The organism is Xanthomonas bonasiae, assembly GCF_014836395.1.
Lineage (GTDB): Bacteria > Pseudomonadota > Gammaproteobacteria > Xanthomonadales > Xanthomonadaceae > Xanthomonas_A > Xanthomonas_A bonasiae.
In genome coordinates this window covers 413460-435578 of record NZ_JACSQX010000003.1, presented here as the reverse complement: position 1 = coordinate 435578, position 22119 = coordinate 413460, and the positions used below count along the sequence as shown (strand labels likewise).

Here is a 22119-nt window from a genome sequence, read left to right as displayed (position 1 = left end):
TTGCCGACGCGCTAGGAATGCTCGGCCATGCCGTCGTCGGCCGCATCGTCCGGCGATATCCACCAGGCCATGCCATCCTGGCGCAATGGCGGGCTGGTCTCGCGAAGCTCCACCGCATCGATGCGACGTCCTGCAGCACCGGCCTGCCAGTGCCGCAACCATACGTCCAGGGAACTGCGCTGGGTGGCAGCGACGCCGAAATCGCGATCGCTTTTCCAGGGATCGGTCGACGCGTCGTGGTGCGGATGCGCGGCTGCGCCGTAACTGCAGCGCAGGCAATAGTTGACGAGGGTTTCGGTCCAGTCTTCGACCAGAGCGATCTCGTCGCCGGCGGGCACATCGCGGAGCGCGTCGCGGTCTTCCGGGGTTGGGCAATGCGCGAACACCGTGAAGGTCCGCAATGGCGAAGGCTGCAGGCGTGCCAAGGCGTTGAAGACCGGTACCGTGCGGTCGTGAAACGCACGCCGCCCGGTCGCTGCGCCGTCGTGCAGAACGACATCGCCATAGCGGTGGCCGCTTTCCGGTAGCGGCACGTTGAGCAGGCGCGCGCGGACCGGGTCGATGCGCCGCGCGAACAGGGTCTCGCCGTCGGACCATGGGTTCAGACGTATGCTGACCACGCCGAAATCTGTCTCGATCGGTCCATTGCCCTCGGGAACGTCGATGCCGCAGGCCGCCCATTGCGCGCGCGCCTGCGCCCAGTCGCCGACGGCCGTCGCCGCGATGCCGGCATTCCAGTGCGCGGCTTCGTCTGGTTCTTCGGCGAGCGCCAACGCACACAGGTTGTGGCGCAGGGACACGCTCCAGTCCAGCCGATATTTGTGCACCAGCCCTTGCATGTAGTGATAGTGGCGCGCGTCCGGCGCATGCGTGAGCAGGGTGGCGAAGTGTTGCGCAGCCTGTTCCAGCTGTCCTGCGTTGAAACTCTCGTAGGCGCGTTCGTGCACCGACTGCAGGTCTTCTTCGGATAAAGGTTGCGGCATCGGACGACCTGTTTCAGCGCTGCGGGCATTGGCACCAATTATGGATGCGCGATGCAGCCCTGCCCAGGGCGATTCCGCTTGAGGTCGCGGAGAGCGCAGGCGAGGGAGGATGGCGTAGCAACGCGGGGAAGCGCTGCTGGTATCCGAGCGCTTGCGAAAAGCCCTTCTCGCCGCGGCAGCGAGCGCGGCGAGAAGGGACGAGCGATAGGCCCGACAGGCGCGCGATGCGGCCTGTCAGGACGCGTGCATGCCGCTCAGCGCAGCGGCACGTCCGCGACCTTGTCCTGGTAATCGCGCTTCGGGTCGATGCCGAACAGCACCTTGATGCCGGCCACCAGGCTGGAACCGTTGAGCCAGATCTGCGCGTGGTCCGGATCCAGGCGCAGCAGCGCCAGCTTGGGATCGTCCTTGCCTTGCTCGTACCAGGCGTCGATGAAGCCGTTCCACAGGCGCTCGATCACCGCCTGGTCGTTGTCCACGCTGAGCGTGCCGCTGATGCTGGCGAACAGGTCGTGGTCCTTGGCGCTGAACGCGGCGATGACACGCTGGCTCTGGGTCAGCTTCTGCACCAGGGCGTTGTCCTTGGAGGTGAAGAACCAGATCGGACCGCCGCGGTCGCCTTCGAATTGCGCCGTCATCGGTCGCGCATGGCCGTCCTCGACACCGTCCAGGCCGAGCATGACCGTGCGGTCGGATTTGAGCGCTTTCCAGAATTTCTCTTCCAGTTCCTGCGGGCTGGCCATGCGGGTCTCCGATAGGGCGTGAATGCCTGCCCGGACTGTGCATTGCCGCGCGCAGGCGGGTCGTGACGGAGGCGTCGACGGGGCGTGTAGGCGCCGTCCGTCGCCCACGTCCGTACAGCGTTCCGGCCACGCAAGTTGTTCCCTGGGGCACAGCTTGGTTTGCCGGTTCGGTGCCACACTGACGTCCTGTCGTTCGTCAAGGAGTACGTCGCCATGGCATCGCTGGATCTGTATCTGCCGCAGTTGTTGCGGTTCGAAGGGGGCTACGTCGACGATCCGGCCGATCCCGGCGGCGCTACCAACCTCGGCATCACCCTGGCGACGTTCGAGCGCTATGCGCAGCCGTTGCTCGGCGAGCAGCCGACGCTGGACGCACTGCGCGCGCTGACCCCGGAGCAGGCCGGCGTCATCTATCGGAATGCATACTGGGACAAGCTGGACGGCGATCAGGTCGCCTCGCAGCCGCTGGCCGAGATCCTGTTCGATTTCTACGTCAATGCCGGGACCGAGGCGGTCCTGCTGCTGCAGCGGATCCTGCAGCAATCGGGCGCCACGGGTCTGGCCACCGATGGAGAAATGGGGCCTGCCACGCTGGCGGCACTGCAGGCGGCCGACCAGGCACAGGTCTATGCGCTGTATCGCCAGGGCCGGATCGACTACTACGACCGGCTGGCGCAGGAGCGTCCGGCCGACGACAAATTCCTGAAGGGTTGGCTGGCACGCGCGGAGTGGTTCCCGGCGACGTTGCCGTCCGCGTCCGCCTGCGCCGCTCCGCCGGCCACCGGCATCGCCTGAGTCGATCCAGGCGCAAGACGAGGCAACGGCGCCCGCCATTGCGCATGGCCGGCAACGCCGCGGGCGGCACGCATTGGCGGGAGCCGGTGCGGGACCGGTTCCGCCGGCGCTGCTCAGGTGCCGCTGTCGGGCGTCTTCGCTTCGGCGTCCGCTGCGGCCTTGGCCGCCTCGCGGGCTTCGCGCTTGCGCGCGTCCTTCTCGTCCTGCTGTTTCTTCTTGGCGATTTCGCGCTGACGTTTTTCGAAGGAATAGTTGGGCTTTGCCAAGTGGATGCCTGCCGTGTGTGAGATGGGGCCCCCAGTGTAACCCCTGCATGCCGGGGTGGTGGCGGGCCGTACGGACAGGCCACGCGCGCGGCGTGGCCTGTCCGGGTCCGGGAGTACGGCCCTCCCGGGCCTGGGCTTACGGACTCAGGTAGGGCTGGATGGTGGAATACACGTCGGAAAAGCGCGAGTAGTAGTCCGGGTCGCTGGGCGCGCTGCAGTACGAGGTGCCGCCGTACAGGCCGCCGCGCAGCTGGTAGGCGCCGCTGCTGTTGACGGTGAACAGGCCCGAGCCGGAGGAGCCGCCTTCGGTGACGCCGGTGTTCCAGACCACCTTGTACAGCGGCGACTTGCCGTCGATCGAGGACGACAGCGCGGTGACGCTGCCCAGCGAGTACTTCTTCACGTCGCCGGCGGGGTGGTGGATGCCTTCGATCGCGGTGCCGGTGGAGCCGATCGCCGAACTGCTCCAGCCGGCATAGAAGGCGCCGCTGGGCGGAGCGGTCTTCAGTTCCAGCAGCGAGGTGTCGCGGGTGGTGTTGGCGTGGCGCAGATAGGCGCCGCCGCTGAGCGTGGTGTAGGACGAGCTGACCGTGGAGCCGTTGCAGGTGGTGGCGTCGTAGAACCAGTAGGTCTGCAGGGTGTTGGCCACGGTCTGGGTGCTGATGCAGTGCGCCGCGGTCCAGAACAGGTACTTCTTCGGCGAGTTGCTGTTGTTGAGCAGGGTGCCGGTGCACAGGTAGGAGCCGCTGCTGGTGCTGAACACCATGCGCGCCACCGACTTGGCGGCCGAGGTGAAGCCGCTGCTGGGGCTGGCGCGGCAGACGATGTCGCGCTCGCACGAATCGCTCTCGCCGATCATCGGCCGCATCATTTCCTCGCTGGCGACGGGATTGATGTCCATGTGCGAGATCTGCGGGATCTTCAGCGCGAAGCCCTGCGGATACTGGCCGGCCGGCAGTTCGATCTCCACCACCAGGCGCGAGCCGGACACCGCCGCGGACCAGCCCGGCTCGCTGCCGGCGAAATCGGCGCCGCTCTGTTCGAACACGCGGCCGTCGTCGCCGGCGAAGCGCAGCGTGGCCTTGCTCGGGTCGCCCGGCTGGGCGCCGCTGCCGCTGAGCTGCAATGCCGCGCGCAGCGCCGCCGCATCGGTGGAGACGATTTCGAAGCTGGTGACCTGCGCGCCGTTGGGCAGGCTCTGCCAACTGAGCCGGCGCAGGTTGATTGCCGGCTTGGCGATGTCGCGCGAGAAGCCGATCTGCAGCGGCTGGCCATGCTTGACCTGCTGGCCGCGCAGCTGCTTCATCGTCGCGGCCTGGGCGCTGTCGGGAGCGCCGAGTTCGATGACGCGCGGCGCATGCGCGCTACCGGTGGCGAGGCTGCGCAGTTCGGCGCCGCCGAGCGCGGCGGCATTGGGGCGGGCTTCGACGGGAGCGGAGTCCATCTCGGCCGCTGGGGGATTGGCGGCCATGGCGACGGGGGAAAGACCGGAGATGCCGGCCAGCAGGGCCAGATACAGCGCGTTCTTGCGATTCATGGATCTTCCTTCTGCTAGAAGACGACTAGACCATCCGGCAGGGGACCGGATGCCGTTGCACCCACTTCCACGGTGCATGCCGAGGCTACGGGCGCAGGCACGGCGATTGCGTGCGCGGCGTCACGCGTACAGGGCCGATTTCGTAGACAGGTGCGGCGTCGCGATACGCCGTCGCCTGCATCTACAACCGGTGTCAGTGTCGACGCATAGGGCGTCAAACGTCGGCGCCGCAAGGTGCGCGGCGTTGCGAACGCCTGTGCAGAAGGCGTGTTGCGACGCAACGTGCGCACTCTCTAATTGTCATATAAATATGAACATAGCTTGAAATACAGCTTGAAACCCCTGCTTGCCGTCGCTGCAGTTGTCGCCACCACCGGCAAGAACTTCGCTGTCCATCGTGCGCAGCATCAAGGCCGATGTCGGTTTCGATACGAAGGTCAATTTCGTCAGTACCGGAGAGAGTTCGAATGACAAGTCGTGCGCCCTTCAAGCGTAAATACCGCAAGCACAGGAATCCCCTCGCCAGCGCCTTGGGCCTGGCGATGCTGACGCCGTTGCTGGCGTGGGCGCAGGCCAAGCCCACCACTCCTGCCGAGCAGGGCGCGCAGGATGCCGCTGCGCAGCCGGCCGGCACCGACGTCAAGACAATGGACAGCATCGTGGTCACCGGCGTGCGCGAAAGCCTGCGCTCGGCGCAGGCGATCAAGCAGGACGCGACGCAGATCGTGGATTCGGTGCAGGCCCAGGACATCGGCAAGCTGCCGGATGCGAACACGGTGGAAGCGCTGCAACGCATCACCGGCGTGCAGATCCAGCGCCGTTACGGCGAAGGCGCCACCGATTTCGATCACCGCACGCAGCCGGCCGTCACCGTGCGCGGCCTGACCCAGGTGCGCAATTTCCTTGACGGGCGCGATACGTTTTCCGCTTCCGGCGGCCGCACCCTGGACCTGGAAGGCATTCCGCCGGAGCTGCTGTCCGGTATCGACGTCTACAAGAATCCGCCGGCGAACCTCATCGAGGGCGGCGTCGGCGGCGTGGTGAACCTGCGCACCCGGCTGCCGTTCGACGCGCCCGGCCGGGTCCTCAGCGCCACCGCCAAAGGCAACTACTACGACCGCGCCGACAAGACCGGCGGGTCGGCGTCGGGCCTGTACAGCGACCGCTTCGACACCGACGCCGGCGAGATCGGCGTGCTGTTCAATGTCGGCTATGGCCGCTCCAGCTATCGCCAGGACGGCATCCTGACCGGCCCGTTCGTCGCGGTGCCGGACGGCGTCATCGCCGGCGCGCCGAGCGGCGTGCAGATTCCCTCCGGCTTCCAGATCTACGACGACGGCGGCGACCGAAAGCGCCTGGGCACGGCGGCCGCGCTGCAGTGGAAGCCGTCCGATACGGTGCTGGTCACCGGGCAGTTCCTGCGCACCACCTACGACTTCTACCGGCAGGGCAAGTACTTCTACCAGGCCAACCGACGCGATGCGGCGTCGCCGTTGGCGGGCGCGGACTTCACCTTCGACAAGAACGGCTACGCCACCTCGGGCGCGCTGGACAACCAGATGTTCGAGTCGGCGCGCTACGACCAGGATCTCACCTCGACCAACACCAACTACAGCCTCAACCTGCGCTGGAATCCCAGCGAGAAGCTGGCGGTGACCTTCGACGCGCAATACCTCACCTCGTCCTACGATGCCGACCGCAACGGCTTCGTCGTCTCGCTCTACGACCGCGCATCGGAGGACAGCAGCAACGCGGCCAACCGCTCGATCGTCGACTTCGACCTGCGCGGCGGCAACCCGCGCTTCAACGTGCGCGATCCGGCGTTGCTGAGCGATCCCAACAACTACGGCTTCAGCTATATCGCCGATGCGCTGACCCGCAACGACGCCGACCAGCTGGCGCTGCAATCGGACCTGGAATACTTCACCGAGGGCGGTTTGTTCACCAAGTTCAGCGCCGGCGTGCGCTACGCCGACAGCAGCATCGACCTGCGCGGCACCTGGAACGCCGCCTGCCTGGGCGTGACCGGGGCGGATCCGACCTGCGCCACGACCCTGGTCTACCCGTCGGTTTCGGCGCATCCGGAACTGGTGCGCAATGGGCCGTCGCCGGACTTCTTCGACGGCAAGACCCTGACCGGCGGCGTGCTGTATCCGGAGTTCGCCAGCGGCGGCGGCCTGTTCGACCGCACCGCGCGCACCGAGGCGCTGTTCGGCTTCGCGCCGCAGACCGCGTTCAAGCCGAGCGACCTCAACCACCAGACCGAAAAGACCTGGGCCGGCTATTTCACCGCCGACTACGACACCGATCTGGCCGGCTTGCGCCTGGATGGCAATATCGGTGTGCGCCTGGTCAGGACCACCACCGGTTCGGACGGCGCGGTGTTCATGGACGGCGGCGGCATCACCCCGTTGTCGGTCGAGCGCACCTACAACGACGTGCTGCCGTCGTTCAACCTGCGCGCGCACCTGAGCGACACCCTGCAGGCGCGCTTCGCCTATTCGCAGCTGATCGCGCGGCCCAACTTCGACCAGATGTCGACCAACGTCTCGCTGGGCGCATCGAGCCAGCTGAATCCGATCACCGGGCGGCCTGGCGGGTCCTCGGGCAATCCGTTCCTGCGTCCGGTCCAGTCGGACAACTACGATGCGACGCTGGAATGGTACTTCGCTCCTGCCGGCTCGCTCACCGCCGGCCTGTTCTACAAGAAGGTGGACGGCTTCCTGGCCAGCGGCACCGTGGTGCGCAACTACAACGGCCTGGACTACGACATCAGCACCTCGCTCAACACCGGCAACGGCACCATCCGCGGCGCCGAATTCGCCTACCAGCAGTTCTACGATTTCCTGCCCGGTTGGCTCAGCGGCCTGGGGTTCCAGTTCAACTACACCTACGTGGACAGCAGCGTGTCCAATCCCTTCGCCACCGCCGGCTCCGACATCCCGGCCACGGTGCCGCTGGAGAAGTTGTCCAAGCACAGCTACAACGCGGTGGCCCTGTACGAGAAGGGTCCCGTCACCGCGCGCCTGGCCTGGAGCTGGCGTGGCGAATACCTGGACACCACCCAGGGCAGCGGCGCCAACGGCATTCCGCAATACCAGAAGCCTTACGCCTCGCTGGATGCCTCGGTCAGCTACAACGTGAACGAACACATCGCGCTGTCGTTCGACGCGGTGAACTTGAACAACCGCATGAACGAGATCTACATCGGCACGGCGAGCGCGCCGTTGCGCTACGAACTCAACGACCGGCGCTACGGCTTCTCGGCACGGATCACCTACTGATGCGGTGGCTGCCCGCTTCGGTGGTTGAAGCGGGCTGCGTCCGGCCCATGCCTGCACGGGCCGGGCACCTGCGATCGATGTCTCGCAAGGACCGATGAAGATGCAATCACGCTCGGCAGCGCAGGGGTGTACGTGGCAATGGACGTGAATGCCGGCGAGCCGTTGCGTCGCATCGCGATCGTCGGCGGCGGCATCGCGGGCGGGATGGCCGCGGCCGCCGACGAGACCCAATGCGGATTGGATTTGCCGGCATGCGGCGGCAGCCTGATGGTGACGCCGATGCAGGTGGCGCATGCGTAGCGCCGCACTGCATCGCCCGCGCACGTCGCGCACGTGGCCTGCGCTGCTGCGGCGCCGCTGGCTCGGCGGCATCGCGGTCGCGGCGCTGGCGCTGCCGTGTCTCGGCGCGCCGCTGTGCGATGCCGACGCGCCGGTCACCGTCGCCTTGCGTCCGGACCTGCAGTCGCCGCGGACCCGCTTCGAAGGCTTCGGCACGGCGCTGGCCTGGTTCGCCAACGTGACCGGCACCTATCCGGATCCGGTACGCAACCGCCTGGCCGACCTGCTCTATGGCCGCGACGGCCTGGGCTGGGTGATCGCCCGCTACAACATCGGCGGCGGCAATGCGGCCGACACGCCGCCGTATCTGCGTCCCGGCGCGGCGATACCGGGGTTCTGGCGGCAGCCGGCGGGCGCATCGGGCAAGGACTGGTGGCGTGCGGACGATCCGGCGATGTGGGACTGGTCGGCCGACCAGGGCCAGCGCTGGTGGCTGGACGCGATCCGCGCGCGGGTGCCCGCGGATCTGCGCATCTTCGAGGCGTTCTCCAACTCGCCGCCGTGGTTCATGACCGTGAGCGGCCGCGTTTCCGGCGCCGAGCGCGGGCTGGACGACAATCTGCGGCCCGGCCAGGACGCGGCGTTCGCGACCTACCTGGCGCGGGTGGTCGAGGAACTGCAACGCCGCCACGGCATCGCGTTCCGCACCTTGTCGCCGGTCAACGAACCGGACACGCCCTACTGGTTCGCCGGCAACACCCAGGAAGGCGCGCACTGGAGCGTGCCGGCGCAGGAGCGCATCCTCCAGGCCAGCGACCGCGTGCTGCGCGCGCGCGGCCTGCAGACGCGGGTCGCGGCGATGGACGAAACCAGCGCGCTGGGCTTCATCCGCAACTGGTCCGGCTATTCGGAAGCCACCAAGGCGGTGCTGGGCCAGCTCAACGTGCACAGCTACGACAGCACCGGGCAGACCGGCGTGCGCGATATCGCCGCCGCCAGCGGCATTCGCCTGTGGATGTCGGAAAACGACCTGTCGCCGCCCAACGTGGCGGAGGGCGTGGACGACATGCGCCCGGCGTTGGCGCTGGCCGAGCACATGGTGCTGGACCTCAAGCGCCTGCAGCCGTCGGCGTGGGTGTTCTGGCAGGCGATCGAGACGTCGGCCGCCGGCAAGCCCGGCTCCGGCCGCCATTGGGGCCTGATCCGGATGGATCTGAGCGCCGCGGCGGCGGCCGAGCATCCGTTTCAGGTCACCCGCAAGTACTGGGCCATGGCCAACTTCAGCCGCTATCTGCGGCCGGGCATGCGCCTGCTGCCGGTGGACGATCCGGATACGGTGGCGGCGCTGTCGGCGGATGGGCGCGAACTGGTGTTCGTGCACGTCAACGCCGGGCTGTCGGCGCGGCGCCTGGCGATCGCGCCGCAGGCGCTGGGGGCTGGCGCGTGGTCGCAGCAGGTGATCGTCACCTCGGCCTCGCAGCGTGCCGAAACCGGTTGCCGCCGCGCGGCCGCGCCCGGTGCGCAAGCGGCGCTGGCGCCGCCGCAGTCGGTGGTCAGCGTGGTCCTGCGCAAACGATGAAGCCGGCCCGCGCCCAGCCGCGCGGCCGCGCATGTTCACGCGTCGCAGTACCGGCGCTGCATCCCGGCGTCGGGAATCGCCGCCGCAGTGCAACCCGACCGGCCGTTTTGTACACGAGGGGCTTTCCATGAAACCGACAGTGCGACAACGACTCCTGGCCAGCGCAAGCGCCTTGCTGCTGATCGGCCTGCACATGGCCACGACTTCGGCCGCCGCCACGCTGCCCGAGTGGGAGCGCCCGGAGGTCAACGAGATCGACCGGCTGCCGGCGCGGGCCACGTCCTTCCCGTACGAATCGGTGGAACTGGCCAAGGCCGGCCGCATCGCCGATTCCCGTTACCACCTCTCGCTCAACGGCGACTGGCGCTTCATGTTCTCGCCCACGCCGGAGCGGCGCCCGGCGCAGTTCTACCGCGACGATTACGACGTGTCGGCCTGGAAGACCATTCCGGTGCCGTCCGACTGGCAGGCGCAGGGTTACGGGCAGCCGCTGTACAACAACATCGACTACCCGTTCCCGGCCAACCAGCCGTTCATCGCCCACGCCATCAACAGCGTCGGCTCCTACCGGCGGGATTTCGAGGTGCCGCAGGGCTGGGACGGACGCCGGGTGCTGCTGCACATCGGCGCGGCCGGCGCGGCCTACTACGTCTGGGTCAACGGACAACGGGTCGGCTACAGCGAGGACTCCAAGCTGCCGGCCGAATTCGACGTGACCGCGCAGCTGCGTCCGGGGCGCAACGCGGTCGCCATCGAGGTCTATCGCTGGTCCGACGGCAGCTATCTGGAGGACCAGGATTTCTGGCGGGTCAGCGGCATCGAGCGCGATGTCTACCTGCTGGCCACGCCGCAGACCTGGCTGCGCGATTTCTTCGCGCGCGCCACGCTGGATGCGCGCTATGTCGGCGGCGCGCTGGATGTCGATGTCGGCCTGGTGCATGCGGCCAAGGGCACGCGGGTCACCGCCACGCTGCTCGACGGCGACACGCCGGTGCTGGTGCGGCAGGCGACGGTGGCGGCGGCCACGCAGGAGGCGGCGCTCACGCTGTCCGGGGCGATCGGCAAGGTGCGCCCGTGGAGCGCGGAAACGCCCAATCTGTATACCTTGCTGCTGGAGGTCCACGACGCCGATGCGCGGCTGATCCAGGCCAGCGCCAGCCGCATCGGCTTTCGCACCGTCGAGGTCAAGGACGGGCTGGTCAAGGTCAACGGCAAGCCGGTCAAGATCCGCGGGGTGAACCGGCACGAGCACGATCCGCAGACGTTCCACGTGATCTCCGAAGCCTCGATGCGGCGCGACATCGCGTTGATGAAGCAGAACAACATCAACGCCGTGCGCACCTCGCACTATCCGAACGCGGAGCTGTGGTACGCGCTGGCCGACGAATACGGCCTGTACGTGATGGACGAGGCGAACATCGAATCGCATGCCTACATGCAGGCCGGCAACGAGGGCATGCGCCCGCGCGAGAAGGTGCAGCTCGGCTACGACCCGACCTGGGAGCTGGCGCACCTGCAGCGGGTGCAGCGGATGTTCGAGCGCGACAAGAACCATCCGTCGATCATCTTCTGGTCGCTGGGCAACGAGGCCGGCATCGGCCCGAGTTTCGAGAAGGCCGCCAACTGGCTGCACGCGCGCGACACGACCCGGCTGGTGAGCTACCTGGGCTGGGGCACGCTGTACGCGCAGCACGCGCCCAATGCCTATGCCGACATCTACGCGCCGATGTACGACTCGGTGGCGCGCATCGTCGATTACGCGACAAGCACCGAGTATGCGTACAAGCCGCTGATCATGTGCGAGTACGCGCATGCGATGGGCAACAGCCTGGGCGACCTGAAAGCCTATTGGGACGCCATCTATGCGCACGACCGCCTGCAGGGCGGCTTCATCTGGGACTGGGTGGACCAGAGCATGCTGCTGAAGACCGCCGACGGCCGCCCGTACTGGGGCTATGGCGCCGACTACGGGCCGAACCCCTCGGGCCAGAGCGCGATCGAGTTCGGCGACGGCCTGCTGCAGTCGGACCGCACCCCGAACCCGCACCTGCACGAGCTGGCCAAGGTCTACGGCCCGATCCAGTTCGAGGCCATCGACGCCGATCGCGGGCGCTTCCTGGTGCGCAACCGGCATGCCTTCATCGACCTGTCGGGGTTCTCTTTCGACTGGCAGATCCGCCAGGACGGGCGGGTGGTGCAGGAGGGCCGCGCGCCGGACCTGGCGATCGCCGCCGGCGCCGCCGGCGAGCTGCAACTGGACCTGCCGGCATTGCACAAGCAGGCCGGCGCCGAGTACCTGATCAGCGTGCGCGCCCACGCGCGCGCCGGCACGATTCCGTTGGTGCCTGCCGGGCACGTGGTGTCCTGGGAGCAGTTCGCGCTGGCCTCGCCGCCGGCGGCGGCCGTGGCGCGGGCGGACGGCGCCGCGGTCGCGCTGCGCGACGCGCCGGACGAGCTGAGCCTGCGCGCGGCGGGTGCGGAACTGCGCATCGACCGCGGCACCGGACTGGTCGCACGCTATGCCTACCGCGGCCAGGAATTGCTGCAGGGCGGTGCGCCCAATTTCTGGCGCGCGCCGACCGACAACGACATCGGCACCGGCCTGTACGCGACGCACCTGGTGTGGAAGACCTTGTCGGAAACGCGCCGGGTCCGCTCCATCGCCGCCAGCAAGGCCGATGACGGCAGCGCCAGGATCGACATCGGTTTCGATCTCGGCGGCGATGGCGCGACGGCCGACGTGCGCTACGACGTCGCCTACGTAATGGCGCGCGACGGCTCGGTGGAGGTGACCGCGCGCTTCGACCCGCGCTATCCGGCCTGCCGGATCCGTTGCGCTTCGGGATGGCGTTCACCATGCCCAGCCGCTTCGTCGACCTGGCCTGGTATGGCCGCGGTCCGCACGAGACCTATGCCGATCGCTACAGCAGCGGCGAGGTCGCGCTGTACGCGGGCAAGATCGCCGAGCAGCACCACGACTACATCCGCCCGCAGGAGACCGGCAACAAGGTCGGCGTGCGCTGGCTGCGGCTGGCGCCGGAGCAGGGTGCGGCGCTGACCGTGAGCGGGCGCGCGCCGCTGTCGGTCAACGCGCTCGCGTTCCCGTATTCCGATCTGGAGCGCAGGCTGGTCGGCAGTGCGCACAGTTCCGACATCCGTGCCCATGGCCGGGTGTCGCTGCTGATCGACGATCGCCAGATCGGCCTGGGGGGCGACGATCAGTGGAGCAAATGGGGCCAGCCGCACGCGGCGTATCGCATCACGCTGCAGCCGGCGAGCTACCGGTTCCGCCTGCAGCCGAGCGCGACGCCGGGCAGCGTCGCGGAGCAGGCCGCGCCTGGGCGCGACGAATGAGCGGTGGCAGGGCAGCGCAGCACGGCGGGGCGCGTGGTGCGGGCCCATCGCCGGTCGCGGCGCGACCGCTTTCGCAAGGCTGCCGTGAGGCGTTTGGCGGCCGGCGGCACGCGTGCGCGGCCGGTGCCCAGGACGTGTCCGCGGGTGTCCCGGGCCACCGGATTTGCCGTGAAAAAATCAAGACTTCCGCGCCGAAATCGCCGTGCTACTCTCGATCTTTCCTTGTAAAAACGGCTGCCTGCAATGAAATCGCACCATCTGGGCAGGGGGGCGCGACAGTTCGGAAGCACGACGCTCAGCTCGCAATTGCTCGATGCGCTGGGGCGCGATGTCGTGGCCGGCATCTACGGTTTGCAGAGTTTCCCCACCGAGGCGGAGATTTCCTCGGCGTACTCCACCAGCCGCAGCGTGACCCGCGAAGCGATCAAGATGCTGACCGCTAAGGGCCTGCTGTCCGCGCGCCCGCGCAGCGGCATCGTGGTCCGGCCCGAGCAGACCTGGAGCCTGCTGGATCCGGACGTGCTGCGCTGGATGCTGGAACGCAAGTTCTCGCACAGCCTGCTGCGTTCGTTCACCGAAATGCGCCAGGGCATCGAGCCGATGGCGGCCAAGCTGGCCGCGCAGCAGGGCAATGCCGAGGCGATCGGTAAGATCCAGCACGCGCTGCAACGCATGATCGCGGCCGGCCGCGGCGAAGACGATCACCTGTCCTCGGACGTGGCCTTCCATGTCGCGATCCTCGACGCGACCGGCAATCCGTTCTACATGCAATTCCACGAGCTGGTGAACACCGCGCTGAGTTTTTCGATCCAGTTCACCAACCGCATCGGCGGGCATACGGCGAGCATCCCGGCGCACCGTCGGGTCCTGAACGCGATCAAGAGCGGCGACGGGGACAAGGCGCAGGCGGCGATGTTCACCATCATCCACGACGTGCTGTCGCTGATTGCGGGCGAAGAAAGCCGGGAAGCGAAAAAAAAGAAGCGGTCGTAAGGATTGGCGCTGGGCTGAGCGCTTGTCGTCTGGGTGGGTGGAAGCGCGCTGTCGCGCCGCCAGAGGCTGAACTGCCGCCTCGCGGCAAATGCATCGTCTACGAAAACAGCCCTCCTGCATGCGCAGGAGGGCTGTCGGTTCTAGCCTGTCTCGGCTGCGCCGCCGCGCGATCAGTGAGCGTGCGAGGTGGCCGGGACGAACTTGTACAGCTTGTGCACGCCGGTGCCGAAGTTGAAGCGGCTATAGCCCGCGCCCCAGTACACCGCGCCGTCGACCACGGCCGGCGCGCTGGACACCGAACCGCCGGCATCGAAGCTCCACAGGGTCTTGCCGGTCTCGGCGTCGAGCACGGTCATCGCGCCGGACATCGAACCTGCGTAGACCAGCCCGGGCGAGGACGCGAGCGGACCACGGCCGCCGGCGCCGAACGTGGTCTGGATCGGATCGATGCCCGGCACCTTCACCTGCCACAGGATCTTGCCGCTGGCCGCATCCAGCGCCGCCCACGAGCCGGCGTTCCAGGTCTCGGTGTTGCCGGGGGCCAGGGTGTAGCTGGTGTGGTTGTTGTTGTTGATGGCGACGTAGACCCGCGATTTGAGCGGATCCACCGACGAGCCCCATTCGATGCCGCCGGCGGTGCCGCCCGGACCGACCTGGGTGGACCACACGGTGCGTCCGCTGTCGGCGTCGAAGGCCCAGTACACGCCGCTCTTCTGCCCGGCGCCGACCAGGGCCTGCGGCTTGCCGTTGCGGATCGCGGTGAACAGGTTGGCGCCGCCGCCGCTGAAGTCGTAGTCCGGCCCCTGCGGTTCCTGGCACACACCGGCGGTCGGCGCGACCAGGCACGACAGCGACCAGGCGTCGGCGCCCTGCAGGCGGCGCGTCCACACCGGCTTGCCGCTGCGCATGTCCAGCGCCAGCACCGAATCCACGTAGTTGTCCGGCGCCAGGCAGGCCAGCTGTGCGGTCTTGTCGCCGTTGGCGTTCTTGACGCAGCTGGCCACGTCCAGCGGCACCGAATAGTTGTTGCCGGTGGTGGCGTAGACGCGCTGCCGTTGCGGGTCGATCGCCAGCGTGCCCCACACCGAGGCGCCGGTATAGCCTTCCGGTGCGGTGCGGAAGCTCCACAGCAGCTTGCCGGTCTTCAGGTCGAGCGCGGCCACGCTGCCGCGGAAGGAAAATTTGTAGCCAGGACTCAGTCCGCCCCAGTCGCCGGAAGACACGCCGACGTAGACGCGATCGCCGTACACCACCGGCGAGGCGGTGATGCGCGCTTGCGCATTGGCTTCGACCAGGGTCTTCCACAGCAGCTTGCCGGTGTTCTTGTCGATCGCCACCACCGTGCCGCTGGCCTGGTCGCCGACCAGGACGCTGTTGCGCGCGATCGCCGGGCTGTTGCGCGACAGCGAGGCGGCATTGCCGGTGTAGTCGGACAGTTTCACCTGCCACACCGCCTTGCCCAGCGTGGTGTCGATGCGATACAGCTGGCCGCCCCAGTCGGGCACGTACAGCGCGCTGCCCTGCACGGTCGGCGTGGCGGACACGTCGCCTGCGGTGGTGAAGGTCCATGCGGTCTTCAGCCGCGCCGCGTTGAACGGAGTGATCTGCCATTCGGCCGGGGCGAAGCGCGTGTTGAGATAGCCGCCACCGGCGTTTTCCCAGCTGCTGCGCGTGGCATAGGGCGCGCCGCCGCCGAATGCCGTGCCATAGCCAGCGGTGGAACCGGAGCTTGCGTTGTCGCCGTCGCTGCCGCCCTGCGGGCTGGCGGACGCTGCGCTGTCGTTCGGAGCTTGCGCCGGGGCAGGGCTTGCGGATTGTGCCGACGCCGCCGTGGCGAGCATCAATCCGGGAGCCAACGCCAGCCACAGCAGAGAGAGTTTCCGGTGCGCGTAATGCCTGTTCATGCGGTGTCCTTCGGGGCTTGGAGTGGGGACCCCCCCTTCACTACCGGCGCAATGGTAGGAACGGAAAACGGCGCGTGTCATGTACGTACAAAAAAGTTAGGGCCGGCGAAAAGGTTGCATGGATAGCGAAAAACAATCGCGCGCGCGGCATCGCGTAGCAAACGTGTGCATTGCCGATGGCAGGCATGCCGCAGCGTCTGCGCTTCGGCATTCGCCGCTTCCCTTGTCGGGCAACGGCTTGTGCCTTCGGCATCCGGTATGCGGGCGTTCGTCCTTGCGCGGTAGGCGTGCCGATGCGGGGCAGGCGCCGGCGCATGAGTGGCGACTGAATGCCGGGCGTGTGGCGCGGCGGCACGCCTGCGATCGGCCCGAGCGGAGGCTGCCGCGTGGCGTTTTGGTGACAGGTTGCGCGTCGCATCGCTGGCGTGTGCCGCGTTCGCGTGCCGGTCCCTGGCGGATCGCCGTTGCGCACATTCCCGATGTCGCATCGGTACGGCCGTGCGCCTTGTCGCTTCGGTGCCGCACACGAGAATCGATCCGTTCAGCGGCCGCGTGTGGTACCGCGCACCACCAACCGCGCGCCACCGCGAACACCGGGCGGCGGTACATGGCATCGCCTCGTCCGTTCCGGCAGGCCCAGGTGTACGCATTCAACCGGGAATGTTTAAGCTGGCGCATCGACGCTGGGGGCTGACGCAATGAAGACGTTTTGCTTGGAAGGCCGCGGGGCGGCGGCAAGCGGCGCCGGGGGCACGCTCGCGGCGAACGGTCGTGCTCGGCGGCTACGGCGCGGCCGCCCGAGTGCGAGGGGGCGGGCATGAAGTTGGCTGATTTCATCGAGGCGAACATCGGGCCGTTGTGCGACGACTGGATCGCGTTCGCGCGCACCCGCGGTGCGGAAGGCGAGGCGATGAGCGCATTCCAGTTGCGCGATCACGCCGCGCAGCTGCTGGCCGAAATCGTCGCCGACATGCGCGCGCCGATGAGCGCGACGGAACTGCGGCTCAGGTCGCTGGATGCCGGCTCGGAGCAATTCGAGACCGACGGCGCCGCGAGCCTGCATGCCCGACAACGGGTCAAGCACGGCTTCGGCATGATGCAGCTGGTATCGGAATTCCGTGCGCTGCGCGCCAGCGTGATGCGCCTGTGGAGCCGATCCGAACACACGCCGGGCGTGCAGGATCTGCCGGACATGAGCCGTTTCAACGAGGCGCTGGACCAGATCCTGGCCGATTCGGTGCGCGCCTTCATGGAGAGCGTGGAGCAGACCCAGCACCTGTTCATGGGCATCCTCGGCCACGACCTGCGCGGGCCGCTGTCGGCGGTGATGAGCTGCGCGGACCTGATGCTGGGGCAGGGCGAGGCGCAAGCGCCGCAGGCGCGCGTGTTGCTGCGCAGCGCCATGCAGATGAAGGCGATCCTGGACGACCTGATGGACTTCACCGGCGACAACCTGGGCGTGTCCACGCCGGTGCGTCCGCAAGCGGCCAGCCTGGACGCGCTGGCCCAGGACGTCGTCGACGAGATGGCCACGATCTATCCGAAACGGGCGATGCAGGTGCTCACGGTCGGCGATTTGCACGGCAGTTGGGACGCGATGCGGCTGCGCCGGGTGATCGCGAACCTGCTGAACAACGCATTGAAATACGGCAGCCGCGATCAGCAGATCACGATCGCATTGAACGGCCTGGCGGCGGACGAGGTGGGCCTGAGCGTGCACAACCTGGGGCCGCCGATTCCCGAGGCGATGATGGCCTCGGTGTTCGAGCCGCTGACCACGACCGCGCACGCCGACGGCACGCCACAGGTCGCCGGCGCGAATCTGGGCCTGGGCCTGTACATCGTCGACCGGATCGTCGCGGCGCATGGCGGGCGCATCGAGGTCAGCTCCTCGCAGCAGGATGGCACCCGTTTCCTGGCGACGCTGCCGCGGCAGGCCGCCGCCAGCAACTGAGCGAAGCCGGCCTGCCGCGCTACCAGCGACGGCGCGTTCCCACCGGAGCACAAGCCCCTCTCCCCACGGGAGAGGGGTTGGGGTGAGGGTACGGGCGCAGCATCGCCGAGGCGAGAATACGAGCGAGCTCCGTGCGCAGAAACCGCGGGTAACGCTGCATCGGCAATGCCGCGCACACTGCTTGTGCGCTCCGCGCACACCGCCCAAGCCACCGCCCCGCGCGCAGGCGCACGATTTGGATTAGGGTGACGCGTTTCCCCGAGCTGGAGGTGGATCGTGAAGCCCTTGTCGCATGCCGCACTGTTGTCGCTGTGCCTGAGTGTCGCCCATCCTGCGTTCGCGCAGACCGCCGCGCCTGCCGCCGACGCGTTGCAGGGCAAGGTGGACGCGCTGTACACGCAGGCGCCGGACACGCTGCAGGCCAAGGACGTGGCCGAGCTGCAGCAGCGCCTGCTGGACTGGGCGCAGCTCGGTCGCTATCGCGCCGACAACGCCGCGCTGGCGCCGCCGGCCGCGGGCGAGCGGCGCGTGGTGTTCTACGGCGATTCGATCACCGACATGTGGGGGCGTAGCGAGGGCGCCAAGTTCTTCCCCGGCAAGCCCTACGTCAATCGCGGCATTTCCGGGCAGACCACCGCGCAGATGCTGGTGCGCTTTCGCCAGGACGTCATCGACCTGAAGCCGGCGGCCGTGGTGATCCTGGCCGGCACCAACGACCTGGCCGGCAACACCGGCCTGTCCACGCAGCGCATGATCGAAGACAACCTGCGCTCGATGGCCGAGCTGGCGCAGGCCAACCACATCAAGCTGGTACTGGCGTCGGTGCTGCCGGTCAGCGACTACCCGTGGCGGCCGGGCCTGCAGCCGGCGGAAAAGATCCGCGCGCTCAACGCGTGGATCAAGCAGTACGCGCAAAGCCATGGCGCGGTGTACCTGGACTACCACGGCAAGATGAGCAATCGCCAGGGCGGCCTGGACAAGGCCCTGGCCAACGACGGCGTGCATCCCACCGCGGCCGGTTATGCGCTGATGGCACCATTGGCGCAGCAGGCGGTGGAGCGCGCGTTGGCGCAGCCGTAGGGCGTGTCACTCCACAGCACCTGCTTGTGGAGTGATGACGCGCCTTGAGCGCTGCCGCGGCCAGGCATTCGGCGCAGCCGGAGCAGCCGATCGCGATCGCGCCAAGTCGCTAGGGCGCGCCGTTGGCGGGCGACACCGCGGCCACTTCGCGGCGCAGCCAGGCGCTCACCGCCGCGTCGTCGGCGAGGTACACATGCGGCGCATAGGCCTGCATCGCGCCGCGCTGGCGCCCCTCCAGGCGCTGCATCGGCAGCAGCAACGTCGCGCGTCCGCTCGGCAGCGGCACGCTTTCCACTTCGGTGTAGAGCGTGTCGGCGCCGGTCGGCTGGCCGACCTGCTCCACGCCGGGACCTTCCAGCAGCCGGTCCATGAAATCCAGGCAGGCGCTGATGCAGGCGCCATCGGTGATCGCGACGATGCGTGCCGGGCCGCCGCGCGGCGGGGTGCCGCCGGCCGCGCTCGGCAGCGGGTCGCGAAACAGCGCCTCTCCCTGGCGCTGCGCCGCGCGCAGGCCGTCCAGCAAGCGGTCGAAGCCGGGCAGTTCCTGCGGATAGCGCACGGCGATCCGCGCGCGGCGCGTCTGCAGGTTGTCGATCACGCCGTCGGAGACCCGCCACAGCGAGGCGCTGGCGCGGCGGCGGTCCAGCGCGGGCAGCGCCTGCTCGCCCCAGATGGCGGCCAGCACCGCATCGCCGGGCGCCGCGGCGCCGCCGCCGTTGCCGCGCAGGTCCAGCACCAGCAATGCGGGCGTGCGCTGGCGCAGCGCGTCCGCCGCCGCGGCGATCGCGGCCTGCGTCGTTTCGAAGCCGGGATCGCCGGCATAGAAGGTCGGCAGGGTCAGTTTCCAGGCCATCGGCGTGACGCGTTCGAATGCGCCCTGCGCGGCGGTGTCGGGTGCGGGCGCGGTCGCGGTCGCGCTCGCGGCGGCGGTATCGGACGAGGCCAGTTCGATCGCGACATGCGGATCGCCGAACGAGGCGACATAGGCCTGCATGACCCGGGCATAGCCGGCACGATCGACGATGCGCCGCGCCTGGGCCTGCGCCGCGCTCGCTGCCTGCCGCGCCTGCGCGGCCAGTGTCGGATCCGCGCCGGGGGCCAGGCCCGGATGATCGGCGGCGATGCGCGCGGCGGCGAACTGCAGGTCGGCTTGCGCCACCGCGGCATCGGTCGGCGCCACGGCCAGTGCCGCGGCCAGAATCGTTGCGATCATGCGTGTCCCCTTTTGCCCGCGGCGAGTGTCGGCCGCCAGTCGCGACGCGCGCAATAGGCCGCAAGGCAGGGGGACTTCGCGCCGCCAGGCTCGATTGTGCGCGCCGGCACGGCTGCGTGCGCCGTGCGTCGGCGCTTCACCGGTTCCGGCCGCCGCCGCTCAGAAGCGCTCGCCGCCGGGCAGATAACGCCATTCGCCCGGTGCCAGCTTGCCCAACGGAATGCGGCCCACGCGCAGGCGCCGCAGGCTGATCGCTTCCAGCCCGACCTCGGCGCACATGTGCTGCAGCTGCCCGGGCTGCACGTGCTTGATCGCGAAGCGCAGGCGGTCCTCGTTCTGCCAGCTGACCTTGCACGGCGGCAGGCTGCGCTGCCGGTAGACCAGGCCGTGCGCCAGCCGCAACATGGCGTAGGGCCGCAGTTCGCCGCGCACCTCGACCACGAACTCCTGTTCGATCGAGGTCGCGTCCTCGGTCAGGCGGCGCAGCACGCGGCCATCCTGGCTCAGCACCAGCAGACCGCTGGCGGCGTCTTCCAGCGGCAGCGGCGCGTTCAGGCGCAGGAAGTGGCGTTTCAGCACGCGCACGTCGGCCATGTCCAGGCCGCTGCGCGTAGCCGGCGTGACCAGGGCCAGGGCGGCGTCCAGGCCCAGCCCGGCCGGCTTGTGCAGCAGCAGGGTGGCCGGCTCGACCGCGCCCAGTTGCGCGTCGGCGGCCAGGGTCACCTGCTGCGTGGTCACCGCCGCCTGCGGTTCCTCGACCACCACGCCGTCCACGCTGACCCAGCCGCCCTCGATGTACTGCTGCGCTTCGCTGCGCGAGCACGGCAGCATGGCGGCCACGTATTTGTCGAGGCGGGTAGGGGCGGACATCGAATGGCTCGGCGATCAGGGCAGGGCAGTGTACGTGCAGCCGTCGCCACGCTGCCATGCGCGGCGCCGCTCAGCGGTCCGCGGTACCGGCGAGGTCGAGCTGGGTCAGGTACAGGCGCAGGTCGAATTCCAGCTGGTGGTAGTCCGGCGCCATGTGCGTGCACAGCTGGTAGAACGGCTTGTTGTGCGCGCTTTCCTTCAGGTGCGCCAGTTCGTGCGCCACGATCATCTGCAGGAACGCCGCCGGCGCGTCGCGGAACACGCCTGCGATGCGGATCTCGCGGCTGGCCTTGAGCCGGCTGCCCTGCACCCGCGAGACGCTGGTGTGGGTGCCCAGTGCGTGCTTCACCGCCTGCAGCCGGTTGTCGTAGATGACCTTGTGCAGCGGCTCGGAGCTGCGCATGTGGCGGTCCTTCAACGCCAGCGTGTAGTCGTACAGCTGGCGGTCGTTGCGGACCGGATTGGGCGTGTCGTAGCGCTTGCGCAGCCATTCGCCGAGGCGATCGCGCGCGATCAGTTCGCGGACCTGGTCCTGCACATGCGGCGGATAGCCGACGAGGTATTTCAGCGCTTGCATGGGGCCACGATAGCGCGCCATGGCCGCCGGCACGAGCGGTGGCCGCCGCCGCGCAGCCGCGGCCAGGGGTCTGCCGCAGCGGGTAAGATAGCGGCCAACGTCTTGGATCGACTGGATTTTCCCGATGCGCAATCCCCTGCAGGAACAACTGCTCAAGGCCGGCCTGGTGAAGAAGAACCAGGTGGCGCAGGTCGCGCGCGAGCAGGCCAAGGCGCGCCATGGCAAGGCGCCGCCGCCGCCCAGCGCCGAGCAGCTGGAGAGCGAGCGGCTGCGGCTGGAACGGGTGGAGCGCGACCGCGCGCTGGCCGCCGAGCGCAATGCGCAGGTGCGCGCGCAGGAACAGCGCGCGCAGGCGCGGCAACTCGTCGACAGCCACAAGCTCAAGGCCGATGGCGAGATCGACTACCACTTCACCGACGCCGGCAAGATCCAGCGCTTGCGGGTCGACGCGGCCTTGCGCGCGCAGCTGATCAGCGGCGCGGCGGTGATCGCGCGGCTGGATGCCGGCTATGCGCCGATTCCGCGCGCGGTGGTGGAAAAGGTGGCCAGCCGCGATCCCGCCGCGATCGTGCTCGACACCACCCAGGCCGCGCCGGCGGCCAGCGACGAGGACGACGTGTACTACAGCCGCTTCCAGGTGCCGGACGACCTGATCTGGTAGCCGCCGGCACCGCCACGCTCGTCACCCCTCGGCATGCGCGAAAAACG

18 protein-coding genes and 1 pseudogene are annotated in these 22119 nt (G+C 68.6%); 10 read left to right on the top strand and 9 right to left on the bottom strand.

From position 1 onward, the window contains the following. Positions 1–11 precede the first annotated feature (11 nt). Both H9658_RS06850 and H9658_RS06845 read right to left on the bottom strand, forming a co-directional pair. The gene (locus H9658_RS06850) at positions 12–947 is read right to left on the bottom strand and encodes a hypothetical protein (RefSeq protein ID WP_225209794.1); all 936 of its coding nucleotides are present in this window, start codon (positions 945–947) and stop codon (positions 12–14) included. Positions 948–1237: 290 nt separating this feature from the next. Continuing rightward, positions 1238–1726 carry a pyridoxamine 5'-phosphate oxidase family protein gene (locus H9658_RS06845; protein WP_179563712.1) on the bottom strand — a complete coding sequence of 163 codons (489 nt, stop codon included), beginning with the start codon at positions 1724–1726 and terminating at the stop codon, positions 1238–1240. Between the two features lie 213 nt (positions 1727–1939). Here H9658_RS06845 and H9658_RS06840 point away from each other — a divergent pair, with 213 nt between their 5' ends. Continuing rightward, the gene (locus H9658_RS06840; RefSeq protein WP_179563713.1) at positions 1940–2521 is read left to right on the top strand and encodes a glycoside hydrolase family 108 protein; all 582 of its coding nucleotides are present in this window, start codon (positions 1940–1942) and stop codon (positions 2519–2521) included. 113 nt (positions 2522–2634) lie between these two features. On the opposite strand, the gene H9658_RS06835 is transcribed toward H9658_RS06840, so the two are convergent. The 3 genes from H9658_RS06835 to H9658_RS06825 form a co-directional block, all read right to left on the bottom strand. After that, positions 2635–2787, bottom strand: coding sequence for a hypothetical protein (locus H9658_RS06835; RefSeq protein WP_179563714.1), 153 nt, complete (start codon positions 2785–2787; stop codon positions 2635–2637). Positions 2788–2923: 136 nt separating this feature from the next. Continuing rightward, positions 2924–4324, bottom strand: coding sequence for a trypsin-like serine peptidase (locus H9658_RS06830; RefSeq protein WP_191824810.1), 1401 nt, complete (start codon positions 4322–4324; stop codon positions 2924–2926). Positions 4325–4624: 300 nt separating this feature from the next. After that, the gene (locus H9658_RS06825) at positions 4625–4798 is read right to left on the bottom strand and encodes a hypothetical protein (RefSeq protein ID WP_191824809.1); all 174 of its coding nucleotides are present in this window, start codon (positions 4796–4798) and stop codon (positions 4625–4627) included. Between H9658_RS06825 and H9658_RS06820 the strand changes: the two genes are divergently transcribed. The 6 genes and pseudogenes from H9658_RS06820 to H9658_RS06800 all read left to right on the top strand — a co-directional run bounded on the left by H9658_RS06820 (position 4792) and on the right by H9658_RS06800 (position 13813). Continuing rightward, on the top strand, positions 4792–7608 hold the full coding sequence (locus H9658_RS06820; RefSeq protein ID WP_191824808.1) for a TonB-dependent receptor: 2817 nt from the start codon (positions 4792–4794) through the stop codon (positions 7606–7608). The genes H9658_RS06825 and H9658_RS06820 overlap by 7 nt on opposite strands. 144 nt (positions 7609–7752) lie before the next feature. Beyond that, positions 7753–7908 carry a hypothetical protein gene (locus tag H9658_RS06815; RefSeq protein WP_225209793.1) on the top strand — a complete coding sequence of 52 codons (156 nt, stop codon included), beginning with the start codon at positions 7753–7755 and terminating at the stop codon, positions 7906–7908. Further along, a complete protein-coding gene (locus H9658_RS06810; protein WP_191824806.1) occupies positions 7901–9466 on the top strand; it encodes a glycoside hydrolase in 1566 nt (521 codons plus the stop codon). The genes H9658_RS06815 and H9658_RS06810 overlap by 8 nt, the downstream gene beginning before the upstream one ends. 31 nt (positions 9467–9497) lie before the next feature. Then, positions 9498–12209: pseudogene (locus tag H9658_RS06805) on the top strand (glycoside hydrolase family 2 TIM barrel-domain containing protein); the annotation flags it as partial. Between the two features lie 113 nt (positions 12210–12322). Then, positions 12323–12820, top strand: coding sequence for a beta-galactosidase small subunit-related protein (locus H9658_RS23120; RefSeq protein WP_263604316.1), 498 nt, complete (start codon positions 12323–12325; stop codon positions 12818–12820). A gap of 243 nt (positions 12821–13063) precedes the next feature. Further along, positions 13064–13813 (top strand): FadR/GntR family transcriptional regulator, encoded by a 750-nt coding sequence (locus H9658_RS06800; protein WP_191824805.1) that lies wholly within the window; start codon positions 13064–13066, stop codon positions 13811–13813. Positions 13814–13983: 170 nt separating this feature from the next. Here H9658_RS06800 and H9658_RS06795 read toward each other — a convergent pair whose 3' ends face one another. Continuing rightward, positions 13984–15717, bottom strand: coding sequence for an outer membrane protein assembly factor BamB family protein (locus H9658_RS06795; RefSeq protein ID WP_191824804.1), 1734 nt, complete (start codon positions 15715–15717; stop codon positions 13984–13986). 817 nt (positions 15718–16534) lie between these two features. On the opposite strand from H9658_RS06795, the gene H9658_RS06790 reads away from it, so the two are divergent. Then, positions 16535–17671, top strand: coding sequence for a sensor histidine kinase (locus tag H9658_RS06790; RefSeq protein WP_191824803.1), 1137 nt, complete (start codon positions 16535–16537; stop codon positions 17669–17671). Between the two features lie 309 nt (positions 17672–17980). Continuing rightward, a complete protein-coding gene (locus H9658_RS06785; protein ID WP_369916679.1) occupies positions 17981–18751 on the top strand; it encodes an SGNH/GDSL hydrolase family protein in 771 nt (256 codons plus the stop codon). A 109-nt stretch (positions 18752–18860) separates the two neighbouring features. Here the strand turns inward: H9658_RS06785 and H9658_RS06780 are convergent, their stop codons facing one another. The 3 genes from H9658_RS06780 to H9658_RS06770 all read right to left on the bottom strand — a co-directional run bounded on the left by H9658_RS06780 (position 18861) and on the right by H9658_RS06770 (position 21411). Continuing rightward, on the bottom strand, positions 18861–19964 hold the full coding sequence (locus H9658_RS06780) for a S41 family peptidase (RefSeq protein ID WP_191824802.1): 1104 nt from the start codon (positions 19962–19964) through the stop codon (positions 18861–18863). A 159-nt stretch (positions 19965–20123) separates the two neighbouring features. Beyond that, a complete protein-coding gene (locus H9658_RS06775; protein WP_191824801.1) occupies positions 20124–20834 on the bottom strand; it encodes an rRNA pseudouridine synthase in 711 nt (236 codons plus the stop codon). Positions 20835–20904: 70 nt separating this feature from the next. Beyond that, the gene (locus H9658_RS06770) at positions 20905–21411 is read right to left on the bottom strand and encodes a YgjP-like metallopeptidase domain-containing protein (protein ID WP_179563724.1); all 507 of its coding nucleotides are present in this window, start codon (positions 21409–21411) and stop codon (positions 20905–20907) included. A 124-nt stretch (positions 21412–21535) separates the two neighbouring features. Here H9658_RS06770 and H9658_RS06765 point away from each other — a divergent pair, with 124 nt between their 5' ends. Continuing rightward, positions 21536–22072 (top strand): DUF2058 domain-containing protein, encoded by a 537-nt coding sequence (locus H9658_RS06765; RefSeq protein ID WP_191824800.1) that lies wholly within the window; start codon positions 21536–21538, stop codon positions 22070–22072. The last annotated feature ends 47 nt before the right edge of the window (positions 22073–22119 follow it).

Excerpts from the sequence above, each read along its gene's own strand:
- H9658_RS06765 (WP_191824800.1), top strand. The coding sequence starts at position 21,536 with ATGCGCAATCCCCTGCAGGAACAACTGCTCAAGGCCGGCCTGGTGAAG.
- H9658_RS06775 (WP_191824801.1), bottom strand. The coding sequence starts at position 20,834 with ATGTCCGCCCCTACCCGCCTCGACAAATACGTGGCCGCCATGCTGCCG.
- H9658_RS06830 (WP_191824810.1), bottom strand. The coding sequence starts at position 4,324 with ATGAATCGCAAGAACGCGCTGTATCTGGCCCTGCTGGCCGGCATCTCC.
- H9658_RS06790 (WP_191824803.1), top strand. The coding sequence starts at position 16,535 with ATGAAGTTGGCTGATTTCATCGAGGCGAACATCGGGCCGTTGTGCGAC.
- H9658_RS06800 (WP_191824805.1), top strand. The coding sequence starts at position 13,064 with ATGAAATCGCACCATCTGGGCAGGGGGGCGCGACAGTTCGGAAGCACG.
- H9658_RS06770 (WP_179563724.1), bottom strand. The coding sequence starts at position 21,411 with ATGCAAGCGCTGAAATACCTCGTCGGCTATCCGCCGCATGTGCAGGAC.
- H9658_RS06810 (WP_191824806.1), top strand. The coding sequence starts at position 7,901 with ATGCGTAGCGCCGCACTGCATCGCCCGCGCACGTCGCGCACGTGGCCT.
- H9658_RS06840 (WP_179563713.1), top strand. The coding sequence starts at position 1,940 with ATGGCATCGCTGGATCTGTATCTGCCGCAGTTGTTGCGGTTCGAAGGG.
- H9658_RS06795 (WP_191824804.1), bottom strand. The coding sequence starts at position 15,717 with ATGAACAGGCATTACGCGCACCGGAAACTCTCTCTGCTGTGGCTGGCG.
- H9658_RS06780 (WP_191824802.1), bottom strand. The coding sequence starts at position 19,964 with ATGATCGCAACGATTCTGGCCGCGGCACTGGCCGTGGCGCCGACCGAT.
- H9658_RS23120 (WP_263604316.1), top strand. The coding sequence starts at position 12,323 with ATGCCCAGCCGCTTCGTCGACCTGGCCTGGTATGGCCGCGGTCCGCAC.
- H9658_RS06845 (WP_179563712.1), bottom strand. The coding sequence starts at position 1,726 with ATGGCCAGCCCGCAGGAACTGGAAGAGAAATTCTGGAAAGCGCTCAAA.
- H9658_RS06820 (WP_191824808.1), top strand. The coding sequence starts at position 4,792 with ATGACAAGTCGTGCGCCCTTCAAGCGTAAATACCGCAAGCACAGGAAT.